The 23,966-nt window shown below is 69.2% G+C and carries 24 protein-coding genes and 1 tRNA gene; 10 read left to right on the top strand and 15 right to left on the bottom strand.

The features are described from left to right. Positions 1 to 3: 3 nt before the first annotated feature. From ACT3UN_RS03455 to ACT3UN_RS03430, 6 genes are all read right to left on the bottom strand, one after another. On the bottom strand, positions 4 to 933 hold the full coding sequence (locus ACT3UN_RS03455) for a Sir2 family NAD-dependent protein deacetylase (RefSeq protein WP_301442574.1): 930 nt from the start codon (positions 931 to 933) through the stop codon (positions 4 to 6). Between the two features lie 10 nt (positions 934 to 943). Further along, on the bottom strand, positions 944 to 1,744 hold the full coding sequence (locus tag ACT3UN_RS03450) for a DUF1266 domain-containing protein (RefSeq protein WP_441582038.1): 801 nt from the start codon (positions 1,742 to 1,744) through the stop codon (positions 944 to 946). A gap of 122 nt (positions 1,745 to 1,866) precedes the next feature. Continuing rightward, a complete protein-coding gene (aspA, locus tag ACT3UN_RS03445) occupies positions 1,867 to 3,384 on the bottom strand; it encodes an aspartate ammonia-lyase (RefSeq protein WP_301442572.1) in 1,518 nt (505 codons plus the stop codon). Positions 3,385 to 3,427: 43 nt separating this feature from the next. Then, positions 3,428 to 4,273, bottom strand: a complete 846-nt coding sequence (gene hisG, locus ACT3UN_RS03440; protein ID WP_301442576.1) for an ATP phosphoribosyltransferase — start codon at positions 4,271 to 4,273, stop codon at positions 3,428 to 3,430. A 41-nt stretch (positions 4,274 to 4,314) separates the two neighbouring features. Then, entirely contained in the window at positions 4,315 to 4,578 is a 264-nt protein-coding gene (locus ACT3UN_RS03435; RefSeq protein ID WP_301442571.1) for a phosphoribosyl-ATP diphosphatase, read from the bottom strand. Positions 4,579 to 4,634: 56 nt separating this feature from the next. After that, entirely contained in the window at positions 4,635 to 5,327 is a 693-nt protein-coding gene (locus ACT3UN_RS03430) for an HAD family hydrolase (RefSeq protein WP_301442570.1), read from the bottom strand. Positions 5,328 to 5,375: 48 nt separating this feature from the next. Here ACT3UN_RS03430 and ACT3UN_RS03425 point away from each other — a divergent pair, with 48 nt between their 5' ends. Then, a complete protein-coding gene (locus ACT3UN_RS03425; protein ID WP_301442569.1) occupies positions 5,376 to 6,224 on the top strand; it encodes a thioesterase family protein in 849 nt (282 codons plus the stop codon). Between the two features lie 14 nt (positions 6,225 to 6,238). Here ACT3UN_RS03425 and ACT3UN_RS03420 read toward each other — a convergent pair whose 3' ends face one another. The 3 genes from ACT3UN_RS03420 to ACT3UN_RS03410 all read right to left on the bottom strand — a co-directional run bounded on the left by ACT3UN_RS03420 (position 6,239) and on the right by ACT3UN_RS03410 (position 8,755). Beyond that, positions 6,239 to 6,622, bottom strand: coding sequence for a hypothetical protein (locus ACT3UN_RS03420; protein WP_444626766.1), 384 nt, complete (start codon positions 6,620 to 6,622; stop codon positions 6,239 to 6,241). Continuing rightward, positions 6,619 to 7,866: a cysteine--1-D-myo-inosityl 2-amino-2-deoxy-alpha-D-glucopyranoside ligase gene (mshC, locus tag ACT3UN_RS03415; RefSeq protein WP_444656304.1), complete on the bottom strand. Its 1,248-nt coding sequence runs from the start codon at positions 7,864 to 7,866 to the stop codon at positions 6,619 to 6,621. Before mshC ends, ACT3UN_RS03420 begins: the two co-directional genes overlap by 4 nt. Before the next feature lie 61 nt (positions 7,867 to 7,927). Continuing rightward, on the bottom strand, positions 7,928 to 8,755 hold the full coding sequence (locus ACT3UN_RS03410) for an undecaprenyl-diphosphate phosphatase (RefSeq protein WP_301442575.1): 828 nt from the start codon (positions 8,753 to 8,755) through the stop codon (positions 7,928 to 7,930). Positions 8,756 to 8,925: 170 nt separating this feature from the next. Between ACT3UN_RS03410 and ACT3UN_RS03405 the strand changes: the two genes are divergently transcribed. Further along, positions 8,926 to 10,068 (top strand): hypothetical protein, encoded by a 1,143-nt coding sequence (locus tag ACT3UN_RS03405; protein WP_444626762.1) that lies wholly within the window; start codon positions 8,926 to 8,928, stop codon positions 10,066 to 10,068. A gap of 24 nt (positions 10,069 to 10,092) precedes the next feature. Then, entirely contained in the window at positions 10,093 to 11,199 is a 1,107-nt protein-coding gene (locus ACT3UN_RS03400; RefSeq protein ID WP_301442565.1) for a quinone-dependent dihydroorotate dehydrogenase, read from the top strand. Between the two features lie 27 nt (positions 11,200 to 11,226). Here the strand turns inward: ACT3UN_RS03400 and ACT3UN_RS03395 are convergent, their stop codons facing one another. Continuing rightward, positions 11,227 to 11,781, bottom strand: coding sequence for a YbhB/YbcL family Raf kinase inhibitor-like protein (locus ACT3UN_RS03395; protein WP_301442564.1), 555 nt, complete (start codon positions 11,779 to 11,781; stop codon positions 11,227 to 11,229). Between the two features lie 207 nt (positions 11,782 to 11,988). On the opposite strand from ACT3UN_RS03395, the gene ACT3UN_RS03390 reads away from it, so the two are divergent. From ACT3UN_RS03390 to ACT3UN_RS03380, 3 genes are all read left to right on the top strand, one after another. Next, positions 11,989 to 12,077: transfer RNA gene (locus tag ACT3UN_RS03390), tRNA-Leu, on the top strand. A gap of 66 nt (positions 12,078 to 12,143) precedes the next feature. Continuing rightward, positions 12,144 to 12,818, top strand: coding sequence for a TVP38/TMEM64 family protein (locus tag ACT3UN_RS03385; RefSeq protein WP_301442563.1), 675 nt, complete (start codon positions 12,144 to 12,146; stop codon positions 12,816 to 12,818). Between the two features lie 28 nt (positions 12,819 to 12,846). Continuing rightward, positions 12,847 to 13,491, top strand: a complete 645-nt coding sequence (locus tag ACT3UN_RS03380) for a DNA-binding protein (protein ID WP_301442562.1) — start codon at positions 12,847 to 12,849, stop codon at positions 13,489 to 13,491. Here ACT3UN_RS03380 and ACT3UN_RS03375 read toward each other — a convergent pair. The 3 genes from ACT3UN_RS03375 to ACT3UN_RS03365 are packed head-to-tail and all read right to left on the bottom strand — an operon-like array spanning position 13,388 to position 16,009. Next, the gene (locus tag ACT3UN_RS03375; RefSeq protein WP_441582040.1) at positions 13,388 to 14,674 is read right to left on the bottom strand and encodes an SPFH domain-containing protein; all 1,287 of its coding nucleotides are present in this window, start codon (positions 14,672 to 14,674) and stop codon (positions 13,388 to 13,390) included. The genes ACT3UN_RS03380 and ACT3UN_RS03375 overlap by 104 nt on opposite strands. A gap of 9 nt (positions 14,675 to 14,683) precedes the next feature. Next, complete coding sequence (locus tag ACT3UN_RS03370) at positions 14,684 to 15,121, bottom strand: NfeD family protein (RefSeq protein ID WP_301442560.1); 438 nt, start codon at positions 15,119 to 15,121, stop codon at positions 14,684 to 14,686. A gap of 12 nt (positions 15,122 to 15,133) precedes the next feature. Next, positions 15,134 to 16,009 (bottom strand): DUF3097 domain-containing protein, encoded by an 876-nt coding sequence (locus ACT3UN_RS03365; protein WP_444656302.1) that lies wholly within the window; start codon positions 16,007 to 16,009, stop codon positions 15,134 to 15,136. Between the two features lie 25 nt (positions 16,010 to 16,034). Between ACT3UN_RS03365 and ACT3UN_RS03360 the strand changes: the two genes are divergently transcribed. Then, positions 16,035 to 16,898, top strand: coding sequence for a hypothetical protein (locus tag ACT3UN_RS03360; protein WP_301444201.1), 864 nt, complete (start codon positions 16,035 to 16,037; stop codon positions 16,896 to 16,898). 36 nt (positions 16,899 to 16,934) lie between these two features. Here the strand turns inward: ACT3UN_RS03360 and ACT3UN_RS03355 are convergent, their stop codons facing one another. Next, complete coding sequence (locus ACT3UN_RS03355; protein WP_444656300.1) at positions 16,935 to 18,770, bottom strand: DIP1281 family NlpC/P60 protein; 1,836 nt, start codon at positions 18,768 to 18,770, stop codon at positions 16,935 to 16,937. Between the two features lie 543 nt (positions 18,771 to 19,313). Further along, the gene (locus ACT3UN_RS03350; RefSeq protein ID WP_444656298.1) at positions 19,314 to 19,790 is read right to left on the bottom strand and encodes an Rv1476 family membrane protein; all 477 of its coding nucleotides are present in this window, start codon (positions 19,788 to 19,790) and stop codon (positions 19,314 to 19,316) included. Positions 19,791 to 20,127: 337 nt separating this feature from the next. Between ACT3UN_RS03350 and acnA the strand changes: the two genes are divergently transcribed. From acnA to ACT3UN_RS03335, 3 genes are all read left to right on the top strand, one after another. Further along, complete coding sequence (gene acnA / locus ACT3UN_RS03345) at positions 20,128 to 22,929, top strand: aconitate hydratase AcnA (RefSeq protein ID WP_441579648.1); 2,802 nt, start codon at positions 20,128 to 20,130, stop codon at positions 22,927 to 22,929. An 84-nt stretch (positions 22,930 to 23,013) separates the two neighbouring features. Then, positions 23,014 to 23,595, top strand: a complete 582-nt coding sequence (locus ACT3UN_RS03340; RefSeq protein ID WP_301442664.1) for a TetR/AcrR family transcriptional regulator — start codon at positions 23,014 to 23,016, stop codon at positions 23,593 to 23,595. Positions 23,596 to 23,688: 93 nt separating this feature from the next. Continuing rightward, on the top strand, positions 23,689 to 23,955 hold the full coding sequence (locus ACT3UN_RS03335) for an ACT domain-containing protein (protein ID WP_301442665.1): 267 nt from the start codon (positions 23,689 to 23,691) through the stop codon (positions 23,953 to 23,955). The last annotated feature ends 11 nt before the right edge of the window (positions 23,956 to 23,966 follow it).

Below are 23,966 nucleotides of genomic sequence, written 5' to 3'. Positions count from 1 at the left end.
CGCTCAGGAGAGGTCGAGGGCGTCCAGCAACGAGAGGAACGCCGGGGCCACCGGGGTGCGCCAGAGCACGTCGGCGCGGCGGTCGGCGCGTCCCGGCCCGCCGTTGACCACCGCGACCGTCTTGCCCTGGCGTGCGGCGTCCAACGCCAGGCGGTACCCGCTCATCACCGCCAGCGACGAGCCGACGACCAGCAGGCTGGACGCCGTGTCCAGCATGGAGTCCGCGCGGTGCTTTCGTTCGGCCGGCACCGGCTCACCGAAGTAGACGACGTCCGGTTTGAGCAGGATGCTGCCGCACCGCCGGCACCCGGCCATGCGGAACTCGCGGACGTGGGCCTCGTCGAGGCTCACGTCGCCGTCCGGGTTGACCTGCGAGGCGTCCAACCGGATGCTCTCGGCGTAGCCGGGGTTGAGTTCCTCCAGCCGGGCGTCCAACGACGGACGGTCCTCGAGGTGCCCGCAGTCCAGGCAGATCACCCGCGCCAGATCCCCGTGCAGGCTGAGCAGGTTGTGCGAGCCGGCCGCGGCGTGCAACCCGTCGACGTTCTGGGTGACCACCCCGGTGACCAGACCCGCCTGCTCAAGCTCGACGAGGGCGTAGTGGGTGAGGTTGGGCCGTGCGGCGGCCATGCGGCGCCAGCCGACGAAGGAGCGTGCCCAGTAGCGGTGCGAGGCGTCCGGGTCGTGCCGGAACTCCTGGTAGGTCATCGGACGGTGGCGGGTCAACGACCCGGACGGGCCCCGGTAGTCCGGCACCCCGGAGTCGGTGGACACCCCGGCGCCGGTGAGCACCAGCGCCGGGGTGGCGCGCAGCTGCGCGGTGAGCGCCTGCAGCGCCTCGTCCGGCGGGGTGGGTGTGGCGGTCTCGTCGACGACCCGGGCGATCGAGCGCAGTGCGGACCGGTGGACCGGGGTCACGAGGTCAGGGAGCATGCCCGCCAGGCTACCCCTGCAGGTCCAGGCGGAACCACGGCGAGTCCGGGTGGTTCAGCGCCACGGCGGTGTCGTGGACGAAGCGGTGGCAGGAGTCGTCCAGGCGCCCGTCGGACACCGCCCGGCCGACGACCACACCGTCGGCGTAGTCCGTCCAGCTGCCGTAGGCGTCCCGCGCCATCGCCAGGGCGCGGCCCAGGGGTGCATCGCACTGCTCTTCGGTGAGCAGTCCCCCGCCGTGGGCCAGCCACAGCAGGTGTACGGCGACCGAGATGTCCCAGGCACAGATGTCCTCCGGCGGGGTCGGGGGAAGGGCCTGGTACGCCTCGGGCTGCAGGAACGGCACGACCACGTGGTGGTGGTCGGCGTCCACCGGCCCCAGGACCGTGTGGGCCGCCGGACGCTCGGACCATGCGGTGGCGCACAGGTCGGCGAGGACGCCGTGCTGTGAACTGTAGGCCGGGTCCCCTGCCGCGGAGAGCCGGTCGGCGACGGCGTCGAGGGCGTCCTGGCCGGAGCGGATGCCGAAGACGCGGGCCAGGTGGTGGCGGTGGGTCTCGCCCGGGTCGACGACGAAGATCTTCTGGAACCCCGCGTTCGGGGGGTGTGCGGCGGCGGGGCCGTCGACCATCCTGCCGTCGGCGAGTCCGTGGGGCAGACTGAGTGCCCAGGCACGGGCGGAGTCGTCCGGTCTCCCCTTGTCCCGGACGACGGCGATATCACGCAGTGACCAGGGAACTTCCCCCAGGATGGTGCGGTAGCTGAGTGTGGTGGTGTCGGTGGTGCTGGTGCTGTCAGCGGGGTATGTCACGCCCATGATGTTAGTCATGAAAACTAACCTCGTGGGCGGCCGTGCGGGATTCACCCCCCGCGTGGGGACACCCGGGGAACACCCCCGGTGCCGTGGCAGGGTGCCGTGGCGGGTGTCGGGGCTCAGTTGTCGTAGAGCGTGCCGCGCCACACCGGGTGCAGCAGGTTCTCCTTGCTGAGCACCTGGTCGAGCGTCTCGGCGTCCAGCAGCTCGCGCTCCAGCACGACCTCACGCACCGACTTGCCCGTGCGTGCGCACTCCTTGCCGACCAGGTCACCGTTGTGGTGGCCGATCAGCGGGTTGAGGTAGGTGACGATACCGATGGAGTGCTCGACGTAGGAGCGGCACACGTCCTCGTTGGCGGTGATGCCCACCACGCACAGCGTGCGCAGCGTGGTGCAGGCGCGGGCGAGCAGACGGATCGACTCGAACAGGGACTGCGCGATCACCGGCTCCATCACGTTGAGCTGCAGCTGGCCGGCCTCCGCGGCCATCGAGATGGTCACGTCGTTGCCGAAGACCTTGAAGCAGATCTGGTTGACGACCTCCGGGATCACCGGGTTCACCTTCGCCGGCATGATCGACGACCCCGCCTGACGCTCCGGCAGGTTGATCTCGTTGAGCCCGGCACGCGGACCCGAGGACAGCAGGCGGAGGTCGTTGCAGATCTTCGACAGCTTCATCGCCACACGCTTGACCACGGAGCTGGCGTTGACGTACGCGCCGGTGTCGCTGGTGGCCTCGAGCAGGTCGTTGGCGGAGACGATGTCCAGGTCGGTGACCTCACGCAGCGCCTCGATGACCTCGGCGCGGTAACCGGTGTGCGCGTTGACGCCCGTGCCGATCGCCGTACCACCGAGGTTGACCTCCAGCATGAAGCCGGCGGCCCGGTCGAGCTGGGCCTGCTCCTCCGACAGGTTCTGGGCGAAGGCGGTGAGCTCGTCGCCCAGGCTCACCGGCACGGCGTCCTGCAGCTGGGTGCGGCCCATGGTGATCACGTCGCGGAACTCGTCACCCTTGTTCGAGAAGGCGCGCTCCAGCGCGCTGAGGTGGCGGATCAGGTCCTGGAAGGCGGTGTGGATGCCCAGCCGGAACCCCGTCGGGTAGGCGTCGTTGGTGGACTGGCCCATGTTGACGTCGTCGTTGGGGTTGATCACGTCGTAGCTGCCCTTGGGCTTGCCCAGGTACTCCAACGCCAGGTTGGCGACGACCTCGTTGACGTTCATGTTCGTCGACGTGCCCGCACCGCCCTGGTAGACGTCGATCGGGAACTGGTCCATGCAGCGGTGGTCGAGCAGGATCCGGTCGCAGGCCCAGACGATCGCCTCGGCCTTCTCCGTCGGCAGGGTGTGCAGCCGCTGGTTGGCCAGCGCCGCCGCCTTCTTGACCTGCACCATGCCGCGGATGAACTCCGGCAGCTGGTTCAACGTGGTCCGGGAGATCTGGAAGTTGTCCACCGCACGCAGTGCGTGCACGCCGTAGTAGGCGTGCTCGGGCACCTGCATGGTGCCGAGCAGGTCCTCCTCGGTGCGGAAGGTGTCCGCGGCATGGGCGCTGAGGGAATGGGTCTCAGCAGCCGTGATCAGCTGAGTCGAGGACGTGACCGGCGAAGACTCGGGCCGGTACTCGGGGACGGTCATGGGAGGTCGTGGCCTTTCGGGAAAGGGGGGTTGGAGGGTCAGATCAGATTCGTGCGATGCGGATGTCGCTGGCGAGGATCGCCTCGGCACCCAGCGCCGAGAGATTGTCCATCAGGGTGTTGGCGTCCTTGCGCGGCACCATGGCACGCACCGCCACCCAGTTGTCCTGGGCCAACGGGGCGACCGTGGGCGCCGACAGGCCGGGCGTGACCGCCGCGGCCCGGTCGAGGATGTCCCGGGAGCAGTTGTAGTCCAGCATCACGTAGTTGCGTGCGTGCAGGATCCCCTCGATGCGCTTGAGCAGCACCCGCTGCCGGTCGTCGACGGGGGCACCGCGACGCCCCACGACCACCGCCGTCGAGCTGATCACCGGGTCGCCGAAGGGACGCAGCCCCTGCTGGCGCAGGGTACGGCCGGTGGAGACGACGTCGGCGATGGCGTCCGCCACGCCGAGGCGGATCGAGATCTCCACCGCGCCGTCCAGACGCACGACGGTGGCGTCGATGCCGCGGGACTGCAGGTCGCGGCGCACGAGGTTGGGGTAGGACGTCGCGATGCGACGGCCCTGCAGCCCCTCCACCGTCCACTCCTGGTCGGCGGGCGCGGCGTAGCGGAAGGTCGAGTCGCCGAAGCCGAGCTCGAGGAGCTCCTCGGTCTCCTCACGGGTGTCCGCGGCCAGGTCCCGGCCGGTGATGCCCATGTCCAGGTGGCCGCTGGCCACGTAGATCGCGATGTCCTTGGGGCGCAGGAAGTAGAACTCGACGCCGTTGTCGGCGTCGACCACGGTCAAGGACTTGGAGTCGCCACGGCCCGGGTAACCGGCCTCGGAGAGGATCTCCGTGGCGGTCTCCGACAGCGACCCCTTGTTGGGGACCGCGACCCGCAGCAGGTCGGGCTGGTTGTTCTCTGGATTGCTCACGCCGCCGCCTCTCAGAGGAACTTGTAGATGTCGGCAGGGTTCAGGCCGCGGCCGACCATCACGACCTGCAGCCAGTAGATCAGCTGGGAGATCTCCTCGGAGAGCTCGTCGTCGGACTGGTACTCCGCGGCGAGCCAGACCTCACCGGCCTCCTCGACGATCTTCTTGCCCTGGAAATGCACCCCAGCGTCGAGTGCCTCCACGGTTCCGGAGCCGGCGGGACGATCCGCGGCACGCTGGGACAGTTCCTCAAACAGGGAGTCGAAGTTCTTCACGGCACTCATTCTGTCACAGACCAGCACCCGCGCGCCGACGCGGTCACCCCGACCGCTCACCCCACCCGGGCGCGACCGAGCTGTTCCCAGAAGCCGCGCAGGTCGTCGATGACCAGTCCCCCGAGATTCGGCTCCCCGCCACGCAGCACCGCCACCGGCACCGCACCGTCCGGCACCACAGCCCCGTCCGCGGGAAGTCCCACGACCCGGCACCCCGCGGCGACCGCGGAGGTCATGCCGTTGGTGGAGTCCTCCATCACCAGGCAGTCGTCGGGGGCCAGGCCGAGCCGGTCGGCGGCCAACAGGTAGGGCGTCGGGTCGGGTTTGCCCGTGGCCACCTCGTCGCCGCACACCGAGTCGACGAAGAACTCGTGGCCGATCGAGCCCAGGGCCTGGTCCGTCAGCGAACGGAAGGTGTTCGTGACCACCATCATCGGCAGACCGGCCCGGTGGCCCTCGGCGAGCAGCCCGCCGACGCCCGGACGCAGTTCCAGCCCCTCGGCGAAGAGGGCGGAGACGTGGTCGTAGAGCCAGGTGATCCACCCGTCGACCTCGTCGTCGGTGGGCTCCAGCCCCGCCCACCGCGCCACCAGGCGCACCGTCCCGTCCGCGGTGCCGCCCACCGTCGTGGCCCGGACCTCCGGGGTCAGTTCACGGCCCATCGCCGCGGCCATCGCGTACGTCGCCTCACCCCACAGCGGTTCGGTGTCGACGAGTGTGCCGTCCATGTCCCAGAGAATCGCCTTCATGCTTCCCATCATGCCCGCCGGGACGACCGGCCGATACAATCGCCCACCATGACCTCCGTCACCCCAGACATCTCCACCCCCGCCCACTCCACCGACGCCTACTTCGAGCCCGCGGCCGTGACCACCGACGACCTCGGGGCCACCTGGACCGACTACGTCGCCACCGCGCACACCGTGAGCCCCTGGGGCCCGGACCTGCAGCACGGCGCTCCCCCGTCCGCCCTGGTCACCCACGTCCTCGAAAAGGCCGCACCGCAGGGAGGGCGCCTCGTGCGCGTCACCACCGAACTGCTCGGCGCCGTGCCGGTGGCACGGTTGCGCACCACCGCCAGGGTCGTGCGCCCGGGCCGGCGGATCAGTTACCTGGAGGCCGTCGTCACCGACACCTCCGGCCGCGAGGTCGTGCGCGGCAGCGCCTGGTGGATCAGGACCACCGACACCACCGCCGTGGAGAACCCGCAGGTGCCCAGCGCCGCGGAGATGCTCCCCCGTGACCGGTGCGCCGACGCCACGGAGTTCCTCGAGGCCTGGGCGAGCCCGTACATCGACACCATCGAGATGTACGGCTCCGGACGCCAGGCCTGGATACGCAGCACGATCCCCGTCGTCGCCGGTGTCCCCGACTCCCCCTGGACCTCCCTGATGGCCGTGGCGGACGCCACCAACGGCGTCGACCGCGTCCTCGACCCGCGTGAGTGGCAGTTCATGAACACCGACCTCACCGTGTCGCTGCACCGCCTGCCCGGGCAGGGGTGGGCCGGCGACGGGTGGACCGGGGTGCAGGCCGAGGCCAACCTGGGACCCGACGGGGTCGGGCTGACCATCGGACGCCTCCACGACGCCCGTGGTCCCCTCGGCTCGACCAGCCAGTCGCTGCTGCTGCAGCCGGCCGGGTGATGTAGCTCCCCCGGCTACTCCTGCTCGATGATGCTGTCGAGGTCGTCGAGCACCTCGTGGGAGTCCGCCCCGACCTCCTCGCACAGCACGGTCACCAGCGCACGGAAGTCCTCGACCTCCTCGTCCTCGTAGACCGCGCCGGCGTGCCGGTCGCTGAGGGCACGCAGTGCGTCGTGCGCGGAGATGACCTGCAGCACGACCTCCCCGGTCGGGTCGGCGCGCACGCCGGCGACCAGGCGGTGCAGGATCTCGGCGGACTCGTCCACCACGGACTCCGGGAACGGAGCCTCCCAGAACTCCCGGTCCTCCTCGCGCAGGTAGCTGCCGGTGGCCATGGACCGCAGGTTCCCGATGAACTCCTGACGGGCCGCGTCGGTCGCGGCGACGAACTCGTTCACAGTGCCACCCCCAGCAGGGCCGCGCACACGGTGCGCAGCGTCGGTGCGTCCGGTTCCGGTGCCCCGTCACTCCCGGCATCGCCCCAGGCGACACACCAGGAGTCGAGGAGACGCAGGACGCCCGGGGTGTCCAGGTCGTCGGCCAGCGCGGCGCGCACCGCGGTGACGGTCCCGGCGTCCACCGCGGCGTCCGCCACCGTGCGCCAGTGCGCCAGGCGCCGCTCGGCGCGGGCGAGCACCGCGTCCGACCAGTCGCGGTCGCGGCGGTAGTGCTCCTCGTAGAGGCCCAGGCGGATGGCCGCCGGGTCGTGGCCCTGCGCGGTCAGGCGGGAGACGAACACCAGGTTGCCCAGCGACTTGCTCATCTTCGTGCCGTCCAGACCGATCATGCCGGTGTGCACGTAGTGCCCGGCCATGCGCTCCACGCCGTGCGCGGCCTCGGCGTGGGCCGCGGAGAACTCGTGGTGCGGGAAGCGCAGGTCACTGCCGCCGCCCTGGACGGCGAACGAGGAGCCCAGGCGGTTGGTGGCGATGGCGGAGCACTCCACGTGCCAGCCGGGTCGTCCGGCGCCGAAGGGCGAGTCCCAGGCGGGCTCGCCGTCGCGGTGGGCGCGCCAGACCAGCGCGTCCATCGGGTGCCGCTTGCCGGGACGCTCCGGGTCTCCGCCACGCTCGCCGAAGAAGCGGGCCATCGTCTCGGAGTCGTAGCGCGACTCGTAGCCGAACTGTTCGGTGAAGGTGTGGTCGACGTAGACGTCGGGGAAATCGTCTTCGAGACGGTAGGCGGCACCGGCGGTGACCAGGCGCTCGACCATGTCGATGACCTCGTCGACCGACTCCATCGCGCCGACGTAGTCTCGCGGCGGGACGACGGAGAGCGCCGCCATGTCCGAGCGGAAGAGGTCGATCTGGCTGTCGCCGAGCTCGCGCCAGTCCACCCCGTCGCGCTCGGCCCGCTCGAACAGCGGGTCGTCGACGTCGGTGATGTTCTGCACGTAGTGCACGCCGTGACCGTTGTCGAGCAGCTGGCGGATCGCCAGGTCGAAGGTCACGTAGGTGGCCGCGTGGCCGAGGTGGGTGGAGTCGTACGGGGTGATCCCGCAGACGTAGACACCGACCTCGCCGGCCGGTGTCAGGGTGCCGGTGTCGACCGGCAGGACGTGGTCGGCGGCGGTGTCGTGGAGAGTGAGCGGGACACCGTCACCGGCGAGGACGGGGACGTCGGGGGTGGGCCAGGAACGCATGGGGCCTGAGTCTAGTCACCCCGGGCCCGGCGGTACGCCACCGGTGGGGCCGGTGCGTGGATCAGGCGTTGATCATGCCGGTGGCCAGCAGGATCAGCACGATCACACCCACCGGGATGCGCCACAGGGCGAACCAGGCGAAGGAGTGGTTGGCGACGAACTTCAGCAACCAGGCGATCGAGACGTAACCCAGGACGAAGGCGATGGCGGTGCCCACGACCAGCTGGGGCGCGCTGGCGGCCTGCCCGGCGGCGGGGTCGAAGGCGTCCGGCAGGCTGAACAGGCCGGACGCCAGGACGGCGGGGATGGCCAGCAGGAAGGAGAAGCGGGTGGCGACCTCACGGTCGAGGTTGAGGAACAGGCCGGCGGACACCGTCGCACCGGAGCGCGACACCCCGGGGATCAGCGCCAGGCACTGGGCGAAGCCCATGAGCAGGGCGTCCTTCATGGTGAGCTTGTCGTAGCTGCGCTGGTGGGTGCCGACCTTCTCCGCCCAGATGAAGACGAAGGAGAACAGGATCAGCACGATCGCGGTGATCCACAGGTTGCGCAGGTTGTCGCGGATGAGGTCCTTGGCGAGGAAGCCGATCAGACCGACCGGGATCGTCGCGGCGATGACCATCCAGCCCATGCGGTAGTTCTGGTTGTCGCGCTTGGCCGGGTCGAAGACACCGGCGAACCAGGCCGACAGGATCATCCAGATGTCCTTGGCGAAGAACACCAGCACCGCCAGCTCGGTACCCAGCTGGATCACGGCGGTGAAGGACGCGCCCGCGTCCTCCCCCCAGATCAGCTGGGAGACGATGCGCATGTGCCCTGAGGAGGACACCGGCAGGAACTCGGTGAGCCCCTGGACGATCGAGAGGATGATGGTCTGCAACCACCCCATGTCGGTGGTGGTGACGACGTCGCCGGCGTCGGAGGCGAGATGTGAGGAAAACTCCATGGCTGACGAGAGTACCCTGCCGCGACCCCGCCATCACCTCGCCGTCACTTCGCGACAGCCCCCCGCCCCGACACAGGCCGGAGTCCCGCACCGCGTGTAGTAGCGTGATTGGCGTGAGAAGCCTGTTGACACAGCCGCGGATGAGCCCGGCCAAGCCCCTGACCGTCGCGGCCCTGGCCATGGTGCCGCTGGTGACGTTGTCGGGGTGCGCCGAGCAGATGATCGGGACCGACGGTTCCGACGACGGTGACGGGGAGACCGTGGTCGGCGTCGCCGCCAAGCCGCTGGAGTCCCCCGACACCGACGCCTCCGACGTGACGGGCACGCTCGACTCCGGCGAGGCCCTGCTGGGCCTGGTCCGCGCCGGCGTGGGGACGTCCGTCACCGAAGACTCCCCCGCCCCGGTCGCCGCGCTGGAGCAGGGGCGGCTGGTGATCGGCCCGCTGGAGGACGTGGCGTCCGGCTCCGCACCGTCGGTGGACGTCGACGACACGTGCACCACGGTGACCGGTGCGGTCGACGGCGTCGTGCTGGGCTGTGGGACGACCGTGCGCATCCTCGACGCCGAAGGCCAGGAGGTGCGCAGTCTCGAGGCCCCCGGCGAGGTGACCGCCGCCGCGGTGCACCCCGACGGCAAGGTGGCGTTGACCGTGGAGTCCGACAGCGACGTCCACTGGTTCGACGCCGACGGCGAGGAGACCAGCTCCGAGGACATGACCGCCACCGGCAGCGACATGCAGCTGGTCGGCAACACCCGCAACGCCGACAACGAGGACGACGCCGACAACGAGGACGCGGAGTGGCGCGCCGCGCTCATCGACGCGCAGCAGACCAGCGTCACCGACATCGACATCGCCGGCGAGTCGCGCGTGGCCGCGCTGCGCATCGGCCAGGGCGTGGGGACGGTCTCCGCCGGCACGCAGCCCGACGGGGTGCTCGTCGCCTCCGACGCCCGTCGCGGACAGGCACTGGTCTACACCCTCACCGACGTCATCCGGCACACCCAGGCGGTGCCCACCGGTGAGGGCGCGTGGGCGGTGCTGTGGGACTCCGAGCGTGAGGTCATGTGGGTGTCCACCACCGGCGACAACACGCTGACCGGCTACGACCTGTCGACCGGCACACCGGAGGAGGTCGGCAAGGTGCCGACGACCTCGGACGTGCGCCACATCATCGACGACGGCAGCGGCGACCTGCTGCTCGTCGCCGCCGACGGGACCCGTGAACTCATCCCCGCCGACGACCTCCCCAGCTAACCCTCCCGAGAGGACACCAGACTCATGACCACCTTCCGTGCCTTCCGCGGGGCCGTCTACGACTCCTCACTGCGCGTGCTGTTCACGCTGCGGGCCGAACGCATCCACGGGCTGATGACGTCCGCACTGTCCGTGGCCGCCCGGTCCGCCGCGGCGCGCGCGGCACTGCGCCGCTGCCTCGTGGTCACCGACCCGGTGCTCGCGCAGACCGTCGCCGGGGTCCGCTTCCCCCGCCCGCTGGGGCTGGCCGCCGGCTTCGACAAGAACGCCACCGAGGTCGACGTGTGGGGCCCGCTCGGATTCGGTTCGGCAGAGGTCGGCACCGTCACCGCGGTGCACCAGCCGGGCAACCCGACCCCCCGCCTGTTCCGCCTCCCGGCCGACCGGGCGCTGCTCAACCGGATGGGCTTCAACAACGACGGTGCACTGGCCGCGGCCAAGCGCCTGGGAACCCGGGTCTCCCCCGAACCGGTGGGGGTGAACCTCGGCAAGACGAAGAACACGCCCGTGGAGTGCGCCCCCGGCGACTACTTCGAGTCCGCCCGCGCCGTCGACGACGTCGCCGACTACCTGGTGATCAACGTCTCCTCGCCCAACACCCCCGGGCTGCGCGACCTGCAGGCCGTGGAGAGCCTGCGGCCGATCGTGGAGTCCGTGCGCCAGGCCAGCGACCGGCCCCTGTTCGTGAAGATCGCCCCCGACCTCACCGACGAGGACGTGGACGCGGTCACCGACATGGCCCTGGAGTTCGGCCTCACCGGTCTGATCGCCACGAACACGACCATCAGCCGGGACAACCTCGCCACCGGCGCCTCCGACGTGAAGGCGCTCGGTGCCGGCGGGATCTCCGGCGCCCCGGTGGCAGACCGGGCGCTCGAGGTGCTGCGGCGTATCCGGCAGCGCGCCGGCGACCGTCTCGTCCTGATCGGCGTCGGCGGCATCGAGACACCGGAGCAGGCGTGGGAACGCATCGGCGCCGGGGCGACCCTGCTGCAGGGCTACACCGGCTTCATCTACGGCGGCCCCGACTGGATCCGGGACATCCACCTCGGTATCGCCCACCAGGTGCGGCAGCACGGTCTGACGAACCTCTCCGAGGCCGTCGGTGCCGAACTTCCCTGGAAGGACTAGCCGAACTGCCCGGGGGCGGTCGGTCGTCTAGTTCTCGGCCCAGCCCCAGAGCAGGCCGCGGGCGGTGGCCGTGAAGTTCAGGTTGAATCCGAGGATCGTCGGGGTGGAGCGGTCGTTGATCTCCAGGAACTGCGGGAGGGCGTGCACGGCGAAGATGTAGCGGTGCGGACCGTGCCCGGCCGGGGGCATCGCACCGTAGTAGCCGCGGCTGCCCGAGTCGCCGCGCAGCGCCATCGCCCCGTCCGGCAGGCCGGCCAGCTCGGCGTCGCCCGTGCCGGCGTCCAACGAGGTGACCGAGGCCGGGATGTTGAACACCGCCCAGTGCCAGTAGCCCGACGTCGTCGGCGCGTCCGGGTCGAAGCAGGTCACCGCGTAGGACTGCGTACCCTCCGGAGCCCCCGACCACGACAGCTGCGGGGAGACGTCGCTCCCGCCGAGCTGGTCGCCGGGCAGACGGTCACCGTCACCGAAGTCCGCGCTGGAGACCTCCAGGCGCGGCAGGTCGGTCAGCGGGGCGTAGGGGTCCGCGGCGGGGAACCGGTCGTCGAGGTAGGTGGGCTGGTGGTGGGTCTTGTCACTCATGGCAACCAGTATGCCGCAGTGTTTCGTACCCCGCAGTAAGACTCTGAAGTCATAGCCTGTGGTGGCCCGACCTGTGCCCCGATATACGCGCCGGCCTGGGCATTCGGCACAGATTTGTCACCGCGGCACCGACTCGTTATAGTTACCGGAGTGCGACGGACACAGGGTTGGATATCAGCCGCGACCGTGTTCGGCGTCCGCATCCATGTCCGGGTGGCGGAATGGCAGACGCGCTAGCTTGAGGTGCTAGTGTCCTATTAACGGACGTGGGGGTTCAAGTCCCCCTCCGGACACCACAGAAGAGGCCCACTACGGTGGGCCTCTTCGTCGTTTCAACTGACCCTCGCGAAGGCGTACCCGACATGTCCAGAGACCACCTGCTCCCCTTCGCCGGGCTCGTGGCTCTGGGGATCGCCGTCGTGGTCGCGGCCGTGCTCCTGCCCACCCCGGACCTCGACTCCGTGCGCACCACCGTGGAGAACAGCGGGAGCGTCGCGTGGGTGACCTTCCTGGCCCTGATGGTCGGCGCCACCCAGCTGCCTGTCCCCCGCACCATCTGGACGGTGTCCGCCGGCGTGCTCTTCGGCCCCCTCGTCGGCAGTGTGCTGGCACTCACCGGCATGGCCCTGTCGGTGACGCTGTCGCTGCTCCTCGTACGCTGGATCGGCGGCCCGGCCGTGCGTCGTGCCGAGACCATGCCGCGCGTGCACGCCCTGCAGCGGGCCCTGGAGGCCCGTGGCTGGCTCGCGGTCCTCGGGCTGCGCATGGTCCCCCTGGTCCCCTTCAGCCTGCTGAACTACGCCTGCGGGCTGAGCCGCATCCCGCTGGTGTCCTGTGTGCTGGCGACCGTGGTGGGCTCCGCCCCGCTCACCGTCGCCCTCGTAGTCTCCGCGGACACGCTGGCCGGCGGTGGTGAACCGTGGTTCCTGCTGCTCAGCGTGGTGCTCGCCGTGGTGGGCCTGGCGCTCACCGCCGGTGCGTTGCGCGGCGTGCGGGCCGAACTCGCGGCGGCGGGGACCGGGCCGGTCAAGCCCTGACAGTAGACACACATGTAGGGTGGCGGGCATGTACTCCGTCCACGCCACATACCGCGGAACGTCACTCCGGCGGGCCGACTACGTCCGACAGGTCGCCGACGCCCTGGGCAACGCCCACAACGTCGTCGACGTCCGGGTCCTGGGGCCCGGTGAACTCGCCGTCCTCGCCGACGACGCGGACAGTGCCTCGGGCGTCGTGATGAACCTCATCCAGGCCGGCGACTTCGCCATCGGGATCGGCGCCGTGGTCGGCGGGGACGGAGAGGCGGACGGGCGGGAGGACGCGTCGGACGCCGTGCTGCGCGACCAGCTCGTGGCGGCGTCCGGCCGGGCGGTGCGGGGTTCCCGGCGTGCCGGCATGATCCGTGCGAGGGTCGAGCAGGCCGGTCCCGGTGGCGTGCAGGCGGTGGGGCGTGGCGCGGACGTGGCCGGGGACATCGCCGCGGCGTTCACCCTGGTCTCCCACGTACTGAACCGCCGCACCGCCGAAGGGCGGGAGGCGACGGCTCTGGTCCGGCAGGGCCACCTGCAGAGTGAGGCGGCGGAGATGCTGGGCATCTCGAAACAGGCTATGTCTCAGCGTCTTTCTGCTGCGGGGTGGCAGGCTGAGCAGGCTGGTTGGCTTCTGGCTGTCCATATGTTGGCCAGGACGGAGACTCTTCCCCTCGGGTGATCGCCGCCGCCGCCTCCTCGGTCGCCGCGGAGGAGGCGGATGAGGAGGTGGCGGACGGGGACGCAGGTGACGGGGTGGGCACGTCGGTCGGTTCGTCGACCGAGCGGTTGGCCACCGCATTGGCCTCGGCCACGGCCTTGGCGATCTCGGGGGCGGACTCGGTGTTGAACCAGTTCTCCGAGGTCGTCTCGTTGGCGACGTCGCGGAAGGACTCGTCGACCGGGGTCGGCTCGTAGCGGAAGGTGCCGTCCTCGTCCTTGTTCGCGAAGGCCTTCGCGAACTGCTCCAGGGAGTCGCCGAACTGCATCGGCAGCATCCACACCTTGTTCGCGTCGCCCTGCGCCATCTCCGGGAGCTTCTCCAGGTACTGGTAGGACAGCACCTCCGGGGTGACCTGGGAGGACTTGATGGCGGCGGTGACCTTCTGGATCGCCTTCGCCTGGCCCTGCGCCTCGAGGTACTTCGCGGCACGCTCACCCTCGGCCAGCAGCATGCGAGCCTGTCGCTCGGCCTCTGCGGAGAGGATCTGGGCGTGCTTGTCACCCTCGGCACCGAGGATCCGGGCCTGCTTCTTACCCTCGGCGGTCTTGATGTCCGACTCGCGCTGGCCCTCGGCGGTGAGGATCATCGCACGCTTCTCACGGTCCGCCTTCATCTGCATCTCCATGGACTGCTGGATGGAGGGCGGCGGGTCGATGGCCTTGAGCTCCACGCGGCTGATGCGCAGGCCCCAGCGGGTGGTGGCGGCGTCCAGCTCGCCGCGCAGCCGACGGTTGATCACGTCACGGGAGGTCAGCGTCTCCTCCAGCGTCATGCCGCCGACGACGTCACGCAGCGTGGCCACGGAGATCTGCTCGACGCCGATGATGTAGTCGTTGACACCGTAGATCGCCCGCGCGGCGTCGTTGATCTGGAAGGTCACGACGATGTCGATGGCCACGGTCAGGTTGTCCTGGGTGATCACGGCCTGGGGAGGGAACGACACGACCTGCTCACGGGTGTCCACCCGGTCGCGGACCCGGTCGATGAACGGCACGAGGATCGTCAGCCCGCCGGACACCGTCCTGGTGTAGCGGCCGAGTCGCTCGATGACCGCAGCCTCCCCCTGTGGGATCAAGGCCACGGACTTGAACAGGGCTACTGCGACGAGGATGACGAGGAGGATCAGAAGGATCGAGATCATCTCCACGGGTCACACTCCTTTCCACACCACGGCTGTGGTGCCGTCAATGGAGACGACCTGCACACGGTCCCCTTCACTGAATGAGGACCCGGGGTGTGCCGCCCGGGCTGACCAGATCTCGCCGGCGATGCGCACCTGGCCCGACGAGTTCTCGGAGGTGACGTCGGTCAGGACCTGCGCCGGCTGCCCCTCGAGCTCCTTGGTGGTGAACTCCCGGACCTCGCCCTGCGCGATGTAGCGGCGCCGAAGCACCGGGCGCAACAGCAGCAGCGTGGCCGCGGAGGTGGCCCCGAAGACACCGACCTCCGCCCACACCGGGATGTCCACGACGGCGACCCCGGCGGTGGTCAGGGCGGCGACCGCGAGCATCAGCAACGTGAAGTCCATGACCAGGAATTCGCCGACCGCGAGGACGGCCGCTGCAATCAACCAGATAATCGGGCCCATGCCCGCAGAATATCAGTTCGCGGGGTTCCCGGGTTCCGTGACGAAGTCCACGAGACGTTCGACGGCCCCGATGAGGGTGGCGTCGAGATCCCGGAACGTCCGCACCTTGGAGTACACGTGCCGCCACCCCTCGGTCGGCGTGCCCCACCCCAGCCGCTGGCACACGCCGTTCTTCCAGTCCTCCCCGTAGGGAACCTTCGGCCAGGCCCGGATGCCGACGGTCGCCGGTTTCACCGCCTCCCAGATGTCGATGTACGGGTGTCCGGTCACCATCACGTCCGGTCCGAGACCCTGGGTCAGCCGGGTCTCCTTCGACCCCTCCACCAGGTGGTCGGCGAGCACTCCGACCCGCCTGCCGGGGCCCGGGCGGAACTCCTCGAGCATGGCGGGCAGGTTGTCGAGTCCCTCGATGAATTCCACCACGACCCCCTCCACGCGCAGGTCGTGGCCCCACACCTGCTCGACGATGGCGGCGTCGTGCAACCCCTCCACCCAGATCCGCGAGGGGGCCGCGACCTTGGCGCGCACGTCCCTGACCCTGCGCGACCCGGAGTTCGAGCGCTGCTGGTCCTGCGGCGTCTGCGACGGGGCCACGTAGCGGGTGAGGGTGACCGGCCGACCGTCGACGAGGAAGCCCCCGGGACGCAACTTGAACAGACGGTCGCGGCCGTGCCGGTCCTCCAGCCGGACGAACTGCCCGTCGTAGGTCTTCTCGAAACCGACGACGGCGCCGACCCAGCCCCCGTCGGCGACCTCGACGACGGTGCCCGGCTTCGCGGGCATTTCCGGTGCCGGCGGGGCCTGGCGGGAACGGTGCCCCCCGGCCGCCCCCTGCCCGTCTCCGGAACCCCCGAGGATGTCACGGCCGTACCTGTCGTTGAAGCTCATGGGCTCCAACTCTAGGCTAGGTGCAATGTCGTCAAGAAACCCCGCCGGTGACGCCACCGGCACGAGGCGGGCCACCCCGCTGCGCGAACAACTGTGGTCCCCGGTGCAGAACACCACCGTCTGGCTGGGATGGTGGCTGCACGGCCTCGTCTCCGCCGACGACGTCATCGACGCGTTCCAGGACGTCCAGGGCCCGGCGCACTCCCTGACCGTCGACCCCGGCGGCGACGACCCCTTCGCCGGACGCTTCGACGACCGTGCCACCGGCCTGGTCGACCTGCTGCACGCCGTGCGCGAGGTCACCCGTGACGTCCCCGTCGAGCTGTCCTCGCGTCCCCTCGTCGGACTCGTCCTCGCCGGTCCCGGCGACCCGCCGGCCCTGCCCGCGGGAAGCCGCGGGGCGGCCGCGGTGTCACGCGCCGGTGCCGGTATCAGCGTCGCCGACGCCGACCCGCTGGTCACCCATGTCGTCGTGCCCACGGTCGTGGACAACTCGCTGGTGCAGTGGGTGTGGTACCGGTGCGAAGGCCGCGTGCGCGCCGGCGAGTTCTACGGCCCCGGCGAGGCGGACACCCGGCTGCGCGAGGCCACGGAGGCCGCGGCCGCACTCGTCGAGGCGTCCGGCACGACCGGGATCCGTCACCACTCCCCGCGCCTGGCGGTCGGCGCCCTGACCGACTTCTTCGGTCTGCCCGGACTGCCGCCCGGGGTCTCGCCGCGGGCGGAGAAGCTCATGGCCCGTGCCGACGTCGTCGCCTCCGTCATCGAGGTCACCCGCGCGACCGACCACGGCGCCGAACTCGACCCGCAGCTGCTGCCGCTGTCCGGGGCGGTGCGCACAGCGAGAATCACCGCAGTCGACCACGCGATGCGTGAACTCCTGCGGTGATGTCGGTGTGACGGGGCCGCCGTGGCCCCGGGTGCGCTACTCGATCATGCGCACGGCCATCGGCTCGATCCCGTCCCAACGGACCGGCGAGACCTTGACCACGTCGCCGGACTGCGGTGCCTCGAGCATCGTCCCGTCGCCCAGGTACAGGGCCACGTGGGAGCTGCCGCCCACACCCCAGAAGAGCATGTCGCCACGCTTGGCGTCGCCGACCGGGACCTGGTTTCCGGAGGTGTACTGGTAGCCCGAGTACTTCTCCAGCTGGATGCCGGCCGCGGCGAAGGAGTAGACCATCAGACCGGAGCAGTCGAAACCGACCTTGGAGTAGTCGCCGTGGGAGTCGGCGACGCCACCGTCACGCACACCCATGGTGGGACCGTCGGCGTTGCCGCCGCCCCAGGCGTAGGTCACGCCCAGCTGGCCCATGCCGCGCTCGATGACGCGCTCGATCTGCTCCTCGCTGGTACCGGAGGAGTCCGGCTCCGCAGGCTCCTCACCCTCACCGGGGTTGACCTCCGGCAGGACGCCCTCCTCGCCTTCGGTGCCCTCGACACCTTCGGTGTCCTCGACGCCCTCGGTGCCTTCGGTACCTTCAGGCAGGTTTGCGTAGGCGTTGGCGGCCGACTCACGGCCGGCGTTCGTCGCAGCCTCGAGAGCCCCGTCGGGGTCGCCGGAGAGGTGGGAGCTGATGCCGGCGTACGCGGCATCGCCCGCCGCGCCGACGAGTCCGTCGATCGCGGCCTGCCTCAAGGCGTCACCCTCGGTGCTGCCGTCGAAGCTCCCCGGGATCTCGTCGACCTCGGGCACCTCACCGGTGTCGGCGGCGTCGTCGGCCTCGTCGGCCTCGGTGTCGTCGACGAGCTGGTCGTCGAGCGGCTCCTCGGTCACCGCGTCCTCACCGGTGGCCTCGTCCGTGGTGTCCTCGGTGACTTCGTCGGTCGCCTCGTCGGTCGCCTCGTCAGCGGTCGGACCGGCGACCTCGTCGCTCTCACCGTTGCCGTCGTCGACGTCGACCTTCGTGTCGACGGCGGGCGTCGACTCGATACCGTCGGCGGCCGCCTCGGCGGCGCGGCGCTTGTCGAAGGAGCTGGCGGCGGCGTTCTCGGAGACCTTGTCCACGGCCTTCTTCGCGGCAGCCAGACGCGACTGCGCATCGGACAGGGTGTTCTTGACGCGCTCGAGTTCCGCGGACTTCGCGGAGATCGTCGACTGTGCGTCGGTGAACGCCTTCTCCGCGGCGGAGTGTGCGTCACGGGCCGCGGTGACGAGACCGTCGGCGTCATCGCGGGAGACGCGCAACGAGGACTCCTCGTTGGCGGCCTGGGTGCGCGCGAGGTCGAGCTTGTCGATGTCGGCCTGCTGCTTCTCGGCGGCCATCCGCATGTAGGTCGCGCGGTCGATCGTGTCGCCCGTCGCGTCCGACCCGGAGGCCAGTGCGATCGGGGCCGAGTCGCCGCCGCGGGTGTATGCGGAGCGGGCCAGCTCGTCGAGGGTGGACTGCGCGTCCTTGACCTCGGAGTCGGATCCGTCGAGACGGCTACGCGCCTCGGTGACGTTGTCCTGTGCCTCCTGGGCGGCGCGCTGGCTCCGGTCCACGTCGACGCGAGCCTTGTTCACCGACTCACGGAGCCCACCGAGCTCGAGTTCCAGTGAAGACACCTCACCCTCTGTCGAGGAGACGGTGCCAACGAGGTCGGCGAGGTAGGCCTCGGCGGTCTGGTCTTCAGCGCTCGATGAGCTGTCGGACGGGGCGGCGACGGCAGTGGCGGCGGGGACAGCGAGTCCTGCGGCCACCGCGAAGGACAGCAGCGCCCGAGTGGACCGGACGGTCGACCTGCGGACGGTGCCGCGGGTGTTCAGCCTAAGTGCCACGGTGAGTCTCTCCTTGCAATGGCGTACCGGTCATTACGGTCAAGTCGTCGTTCTTGACGTCAGCCTGTCTCGGCCACCTGTCCACCGCGCTTCCCCGCGAGGTGGTCCAGGGCCCGGGCCCAGGTTCCGGCGGCCCGGTTGATCACCGCCGGAAATGTCACGAACAGGTCTCGTTCCGATATCGGATCGTTACCAATTGACGACAACTGAACCGTAAGCCACTCCGGACCCATGCGAAACCCGAATCCCACTAACCACATAAGAATCAGCAGGCACACTTGTCACGCTGAATGCCTTGACCTGCGGCCACAGAGGCCAGTTCCTTAAATGTGATCTTTGTCACAAAGATGGTGGCTTCGGCGTGTCCCGTTGCAATGATCCCCCGAGGTCAACTCAAACTCTGAACCTTGACTTGAGCATAGACAATCCCAGTGCCTTGACTAGTGTATTCGCGCGGCTCCCCGCCCCTATTTATGATGGCTCGCGCTAGCTTCTAACTGCAGAACTGTCTGGGCGCCACGGGGGCGCTCTCCGGGCTTCCGCTCAGCGGCGGTAGGTGATGCGGGCGAACACGGCGGTGGCTGCGACCGCGAGCAGGACGCCCGCGACGGCCAGGACGTAGATCCAGGAGAACGCCGGCTGGGCGTCCTCGGCGGAAGACAGGAACGCGGCCACGTCCTGCGGTCCCGTCGAGCCGTGGAGCTCGCCCTGGGTCGACTCGATCTGGTAGCGCGACATCACGTCGCTGACGACCTGGGTGTTGTTCGGGGCGCTGACGACGACCGTCGACGCCTCCGCGCCCGCCTCGCCGGAGTCCTTCACGGTCTGCGCCAGATTGCGCAGGTCCGTGGACTGGAGTGCGTCGGTGTCGACGACCACGACCCCCACGCCGTCGTCGGCGAGGTCCCGGTAGCCGGCCAGGTCCGAGGCGGACGGCTGCTCCCTCGCCTGGGAGGTCGAGTACCCGGTCTCGGCGATGTCGTCGAGGACCGCCTGCAGGTCGACGTTCTCGAAGTCCACGGCGTGCTCATTTCGCTGGAGGTGGGTGGGTTTGTTATCTGACTGTATAGATTTCTAGCACCTGACCCCGCCGTCCGGGGGTGCCGACACGCGGGGTTGGGACGCATAAATCTCTACGTCCTGCGGTTATGTAGCATTACGGTCGTACTGTTATAGTAGTTCCGACGGAATCCGCGACAACTGCTGACACAATGGTGGTAGTCCGCGACGGCACCATCGTGCCCGGTGCCGGGGACCAGGTCCAGACGAGGTCCGTGAGGTCCGCGCCGCGGGATGACGTCAGACGAACGTCAACACAACTGACGACGATAACGAGAAGAGATTCAGGAGTACTGCCGTGACTGACAGCAAGAATTCTTTTGGAGCAGAGGGGACTCTGGAGGTCGGTGACCGGTCCTACAAGATGTACCGCCTGAGCGCGGTCCCGGGTATGGAGAAGCTGCCCTACTCGCTGAAGGTCCTCGGAGAGAACCTTCTCCGCAACGAGGACGGCGCGAACGTCACCAGTGAGCACATCCAGGCCATCGCCAACTGGGACCCGTCCGCCGACCCGAGCATCGAGATCCAGTTCACCCCGGCACGTGTGGTCATGCAGGACTTCACCGGTGTGGCCTGCGTGGTCGACCTCGCCACCATCCGCGACGCGGTCGTGGCCCTCGGCGGCGACGCCGACCAGGTCAACCCGCTGAACCCGGCCGAGATGGTCATCGACCACTCGGTCATCATCGAGGCGTTCGGTGACGAGAACGCCCTCGAGCAGAACGTGGCCATCGAGTACCAGCGCAACGAGGAGCGTTACAAGCTCCTGCGTTGGGCCACCGGCGCCTTCGACAACTTCCGCGTCGTGCCTCCCGGAACCGGCATCGTCCACCAGGTCAACATCGAGTACCTGGCCCGGTCGATCTTCGACAAGGACGGCATGGCCTACCCCGACACCTGTGTCGGTACCGACTCCCACACCACGATGGAGAACGGCCTGGGCATCCTGGGCTGGGGCGTCGGCGGCATCGAGGCCGAGGCGGCGATGCTCGGCCAGCCGATCTCCATGCTCATCCCCCGCGTCGTCGGCTTCAAGCTCTCCGGTGAGATCCCCGTGGGCGTCACCGCCACCGACGTGGTGCTGACCATCACCGACATGCTGCGCCAGCACGGCGTGGTCGGCAAGTTCGTCGAGTTCTACGGCAAGGGTGTCGCCGAGCTGCCGCTCGCCAACCGTGCCACCATCGGCAACATGTCCCCGGAGTTCGGCTCCACCGCCGCGATGTTCCCCATCGACAAGGAGACCGTCGACTACCTGGCGCTGACCGGTCGCGACCAGGAGACCCTGGACCGCGTCGAGGCCTACGCCAAGGAGCAGGGCATGTGGCTCGACCCGGAGAACGACGCCGAGTACTCCGAGTACCTCGAGCTCGACCTCTCCACCGTCGTGCCCTCCATCGCCGGCCCGAAGCGTCCCCAGGACCGCATCGAGCTCTCCGACTCCAAGGCACAGTTCCGTAAGGACCTGCACAACTACGCCGACAGCAACTCCGGCAACGCCGACGCCCAGAACTTCGTCGCCGAAGGCGGCAACGTCGGCGGCCACACCGGCAACCCGGCCACCGCCGCGGACGCCAAGGGCAACCTGCCGTCCGCAGCCACCGGCAACGAGGGCCGTCCGTCCAACCCGATCGAGATCAACTACGACGGCAAGGACATGGTCCTGGACCACGGCATGGTCGGCATCGCGTCGATCACGTCCTGCACCAACACCTCGAACCCCTCCGTCATGGTCGGCGCCGGCCTGCTGGCCCGCAAGGCCGCGGCACTCGGCCTGCACTCCGCACCGTGGGTCAAGACCTCCATCGCCCCCGGCTCCCAGGTCGTCACCGGCTACTTCGAGAAGGCCGACCTGTGGAAGGACCTCGAGGCCATGGGCTTCTACCTCGTGGGTTACGGCTGCACCACCTGCATCGGTAACTCCGGTCCCCTGCCGGAGGCCATCTCCGAGGGCATCAACGAGGCCGACCTCGCCGCCACCGCCGTGCTGTCCGGTAACCGTAACTTCGAGGGACGTATCTCCCCCGACATCAAGATGAACTACCTGGCGTCCCCGATCCTCGTGATCGCCTACGCCATCGCCGGCACCATGGACTTCGACTTCGAGACCCAGCCGCTGGGCCAGGACAACGACGGCAACGACGTCTTCCTGCGCGACATCTGGCCGGCCACCGAGGAGATCGAGTCGGTCATCAAGTCCTCGATCACCAAGGAGCTCTACTCCGAGGACTACGCCGACGTCTTCAAGGGCGACGAGCGCTGGCAGTCCCTGCCCGTGCCGGAGGGCAAGACCTTCGCCTGGGACGACGCCTCTTCGTACATCCGCAAGGCACCGTACTTCGACGGCATGGAGCCCACCCCGGGCCCCGTCTCCGACGTCAGCGGCGCCCGCGTCCTGGCGCTGCTGGGCGACTCGGTCACCACCGACCACATCTCCCCGGCGTCCTCCATCAAGCCCGGCACCCCGGCAGCCCAGTACCTGGACTCCAAGGGCGTCGAGCGCAAGGACTACAACTCGCTGGGTGCCCGTCGTGGCAACCACGAGGTCATGGTCCGCGGTACCTTCGCCAACATCCGTCTGCAGAACCAGCTGCTCGACGGCGTGACCGGCGGCTACACCCGCGACTTCACCCAGGAGGGTGGCCCGCAGTCGTTCATCTACGACGCCTCCGTCAACTACCGCGAGCAGGAGACCCCGCTGGTCGTCCTCGGCGGCAAGGAGTACGGCACCGGTTCCTCGCGTGACTGGGCCGCCAAGGGCACCCTGCTGCTGGGCGTCAAGGCCGTCATCGCCGAGAGCTTCGAGCGCATCCACCGCTCCAACCTGGTCGGCATGGGTGTCATCCCGCTGCAGTTCCCGGAGGGCGAGTCCTGGAAGTCCCTGGGCCTGGACGGCACCGAGACCTTCGACCTGGCCGGCATCGAGGCCCTGAACGAGGGCACCACCCCGGACTCCGTCCACGTGACCGCCACCAAGGAGGACGGCAACGTCGTCGAGTTCGACGCCGTCACCCGTATCGACACCCCCGGTGAGGCCGCGTACTACCGCAACGGCGGCATCCTGCAGTTCGTCCTGCGCAACATGATGGAAAACAGCTAGTCCGGCTAGTCCCGTAGTCCATCCCCGCCCGCCCCGCGGACTCCGTGAGGCGGGCGGACGTGTACCGGAGAGGGGTGCCCGTCCATGCCCAAGGTCAGTGAAACTGATCTCTCAGAACGGCGCACCGACATCCTCCGCGCAGCCAGGACCTGCTTCGTGACCTACGGTTACGACGGGGCGACGGTGTCACGCCTGGAGAAGGAGACCGGGAAGTCCCGGGGAGCCATCTTCCACCACTTCCGCAACAAGGAGACCCTCTTCCGTGAGGTCGCCCACCGCGACATGGTGCGCATGACCGACCTCGCCGGAAACCGGGGAATGATCGGCCTGATCAGGTACCTCCTGGAGGACCCCGAACTCGCCGAGTGGTGGGGCCTGCGAGTGGAGATCACCCGACGGATCCGGCTCGACGACGAACTCCGGGGCGTGTGGGAGGCCGACCAGAACGCGCTGCGAGGGGCGGTCACCGAACGCCTCGAGGAGCAACGGGAGTCCGGTCGGCTGCGCACCGACATCTCCACGGCCACCACGCTGCAGCTCCTGGAGCTCGTACTCGAGGGCGTGATGGCGCACCTGGTGTCCGACCGCGAGAGCGGGCTCCTCCCGGAGGCGCTCGACATCGTCGAGCAGTCCCTGCGTTCCGCGGAGGTCCGCGACAGCGCGTGAGTGTGCGTGCGTGAATGCGCCCGAGGCACCCACCGGCCAGACCCCCTGGCCCGGTGGGTGCCTCGTCGCGTCCGGCAAGTAGCATGGTGTCTCATGATCGCGATCATGACCGTTACCGGGCGAGACCACACCGGAATCATCGCAGCCGTGTCTACCGCATGTGCTGACCTGCAGATCAACATCCGCAACGTCTCCCAGACCATCATGGACGACTGGTTCACGATGATCCTGCACGTCGAACTCCCCGAGGACCTGTCGGTCACCGAGGTCAACGCGCGGATGAGCGAGGTGGAACAGCGGGAGAAGCTGGTCATCACGATCCAGTCCCAGGCCATCTTCGACGCGATGCACGAGATCTGAGGTTCCGGGAC

It is taken from the genome of Corynebacterium sp. AOP12-C2-36, from assembly GCF_052379185.1.
In the GTDB taxonomy this organism is placed as follows: Bacteria; Actinomycetota; Actinomycetes; order Mycobacteriales; family Mycobacteriaceae; genus Corynebacterium.
Note: the sequence above shows the minus strand (reverse complement) of the source record. Positions and strands in the feature narration are given on the sequence as shown.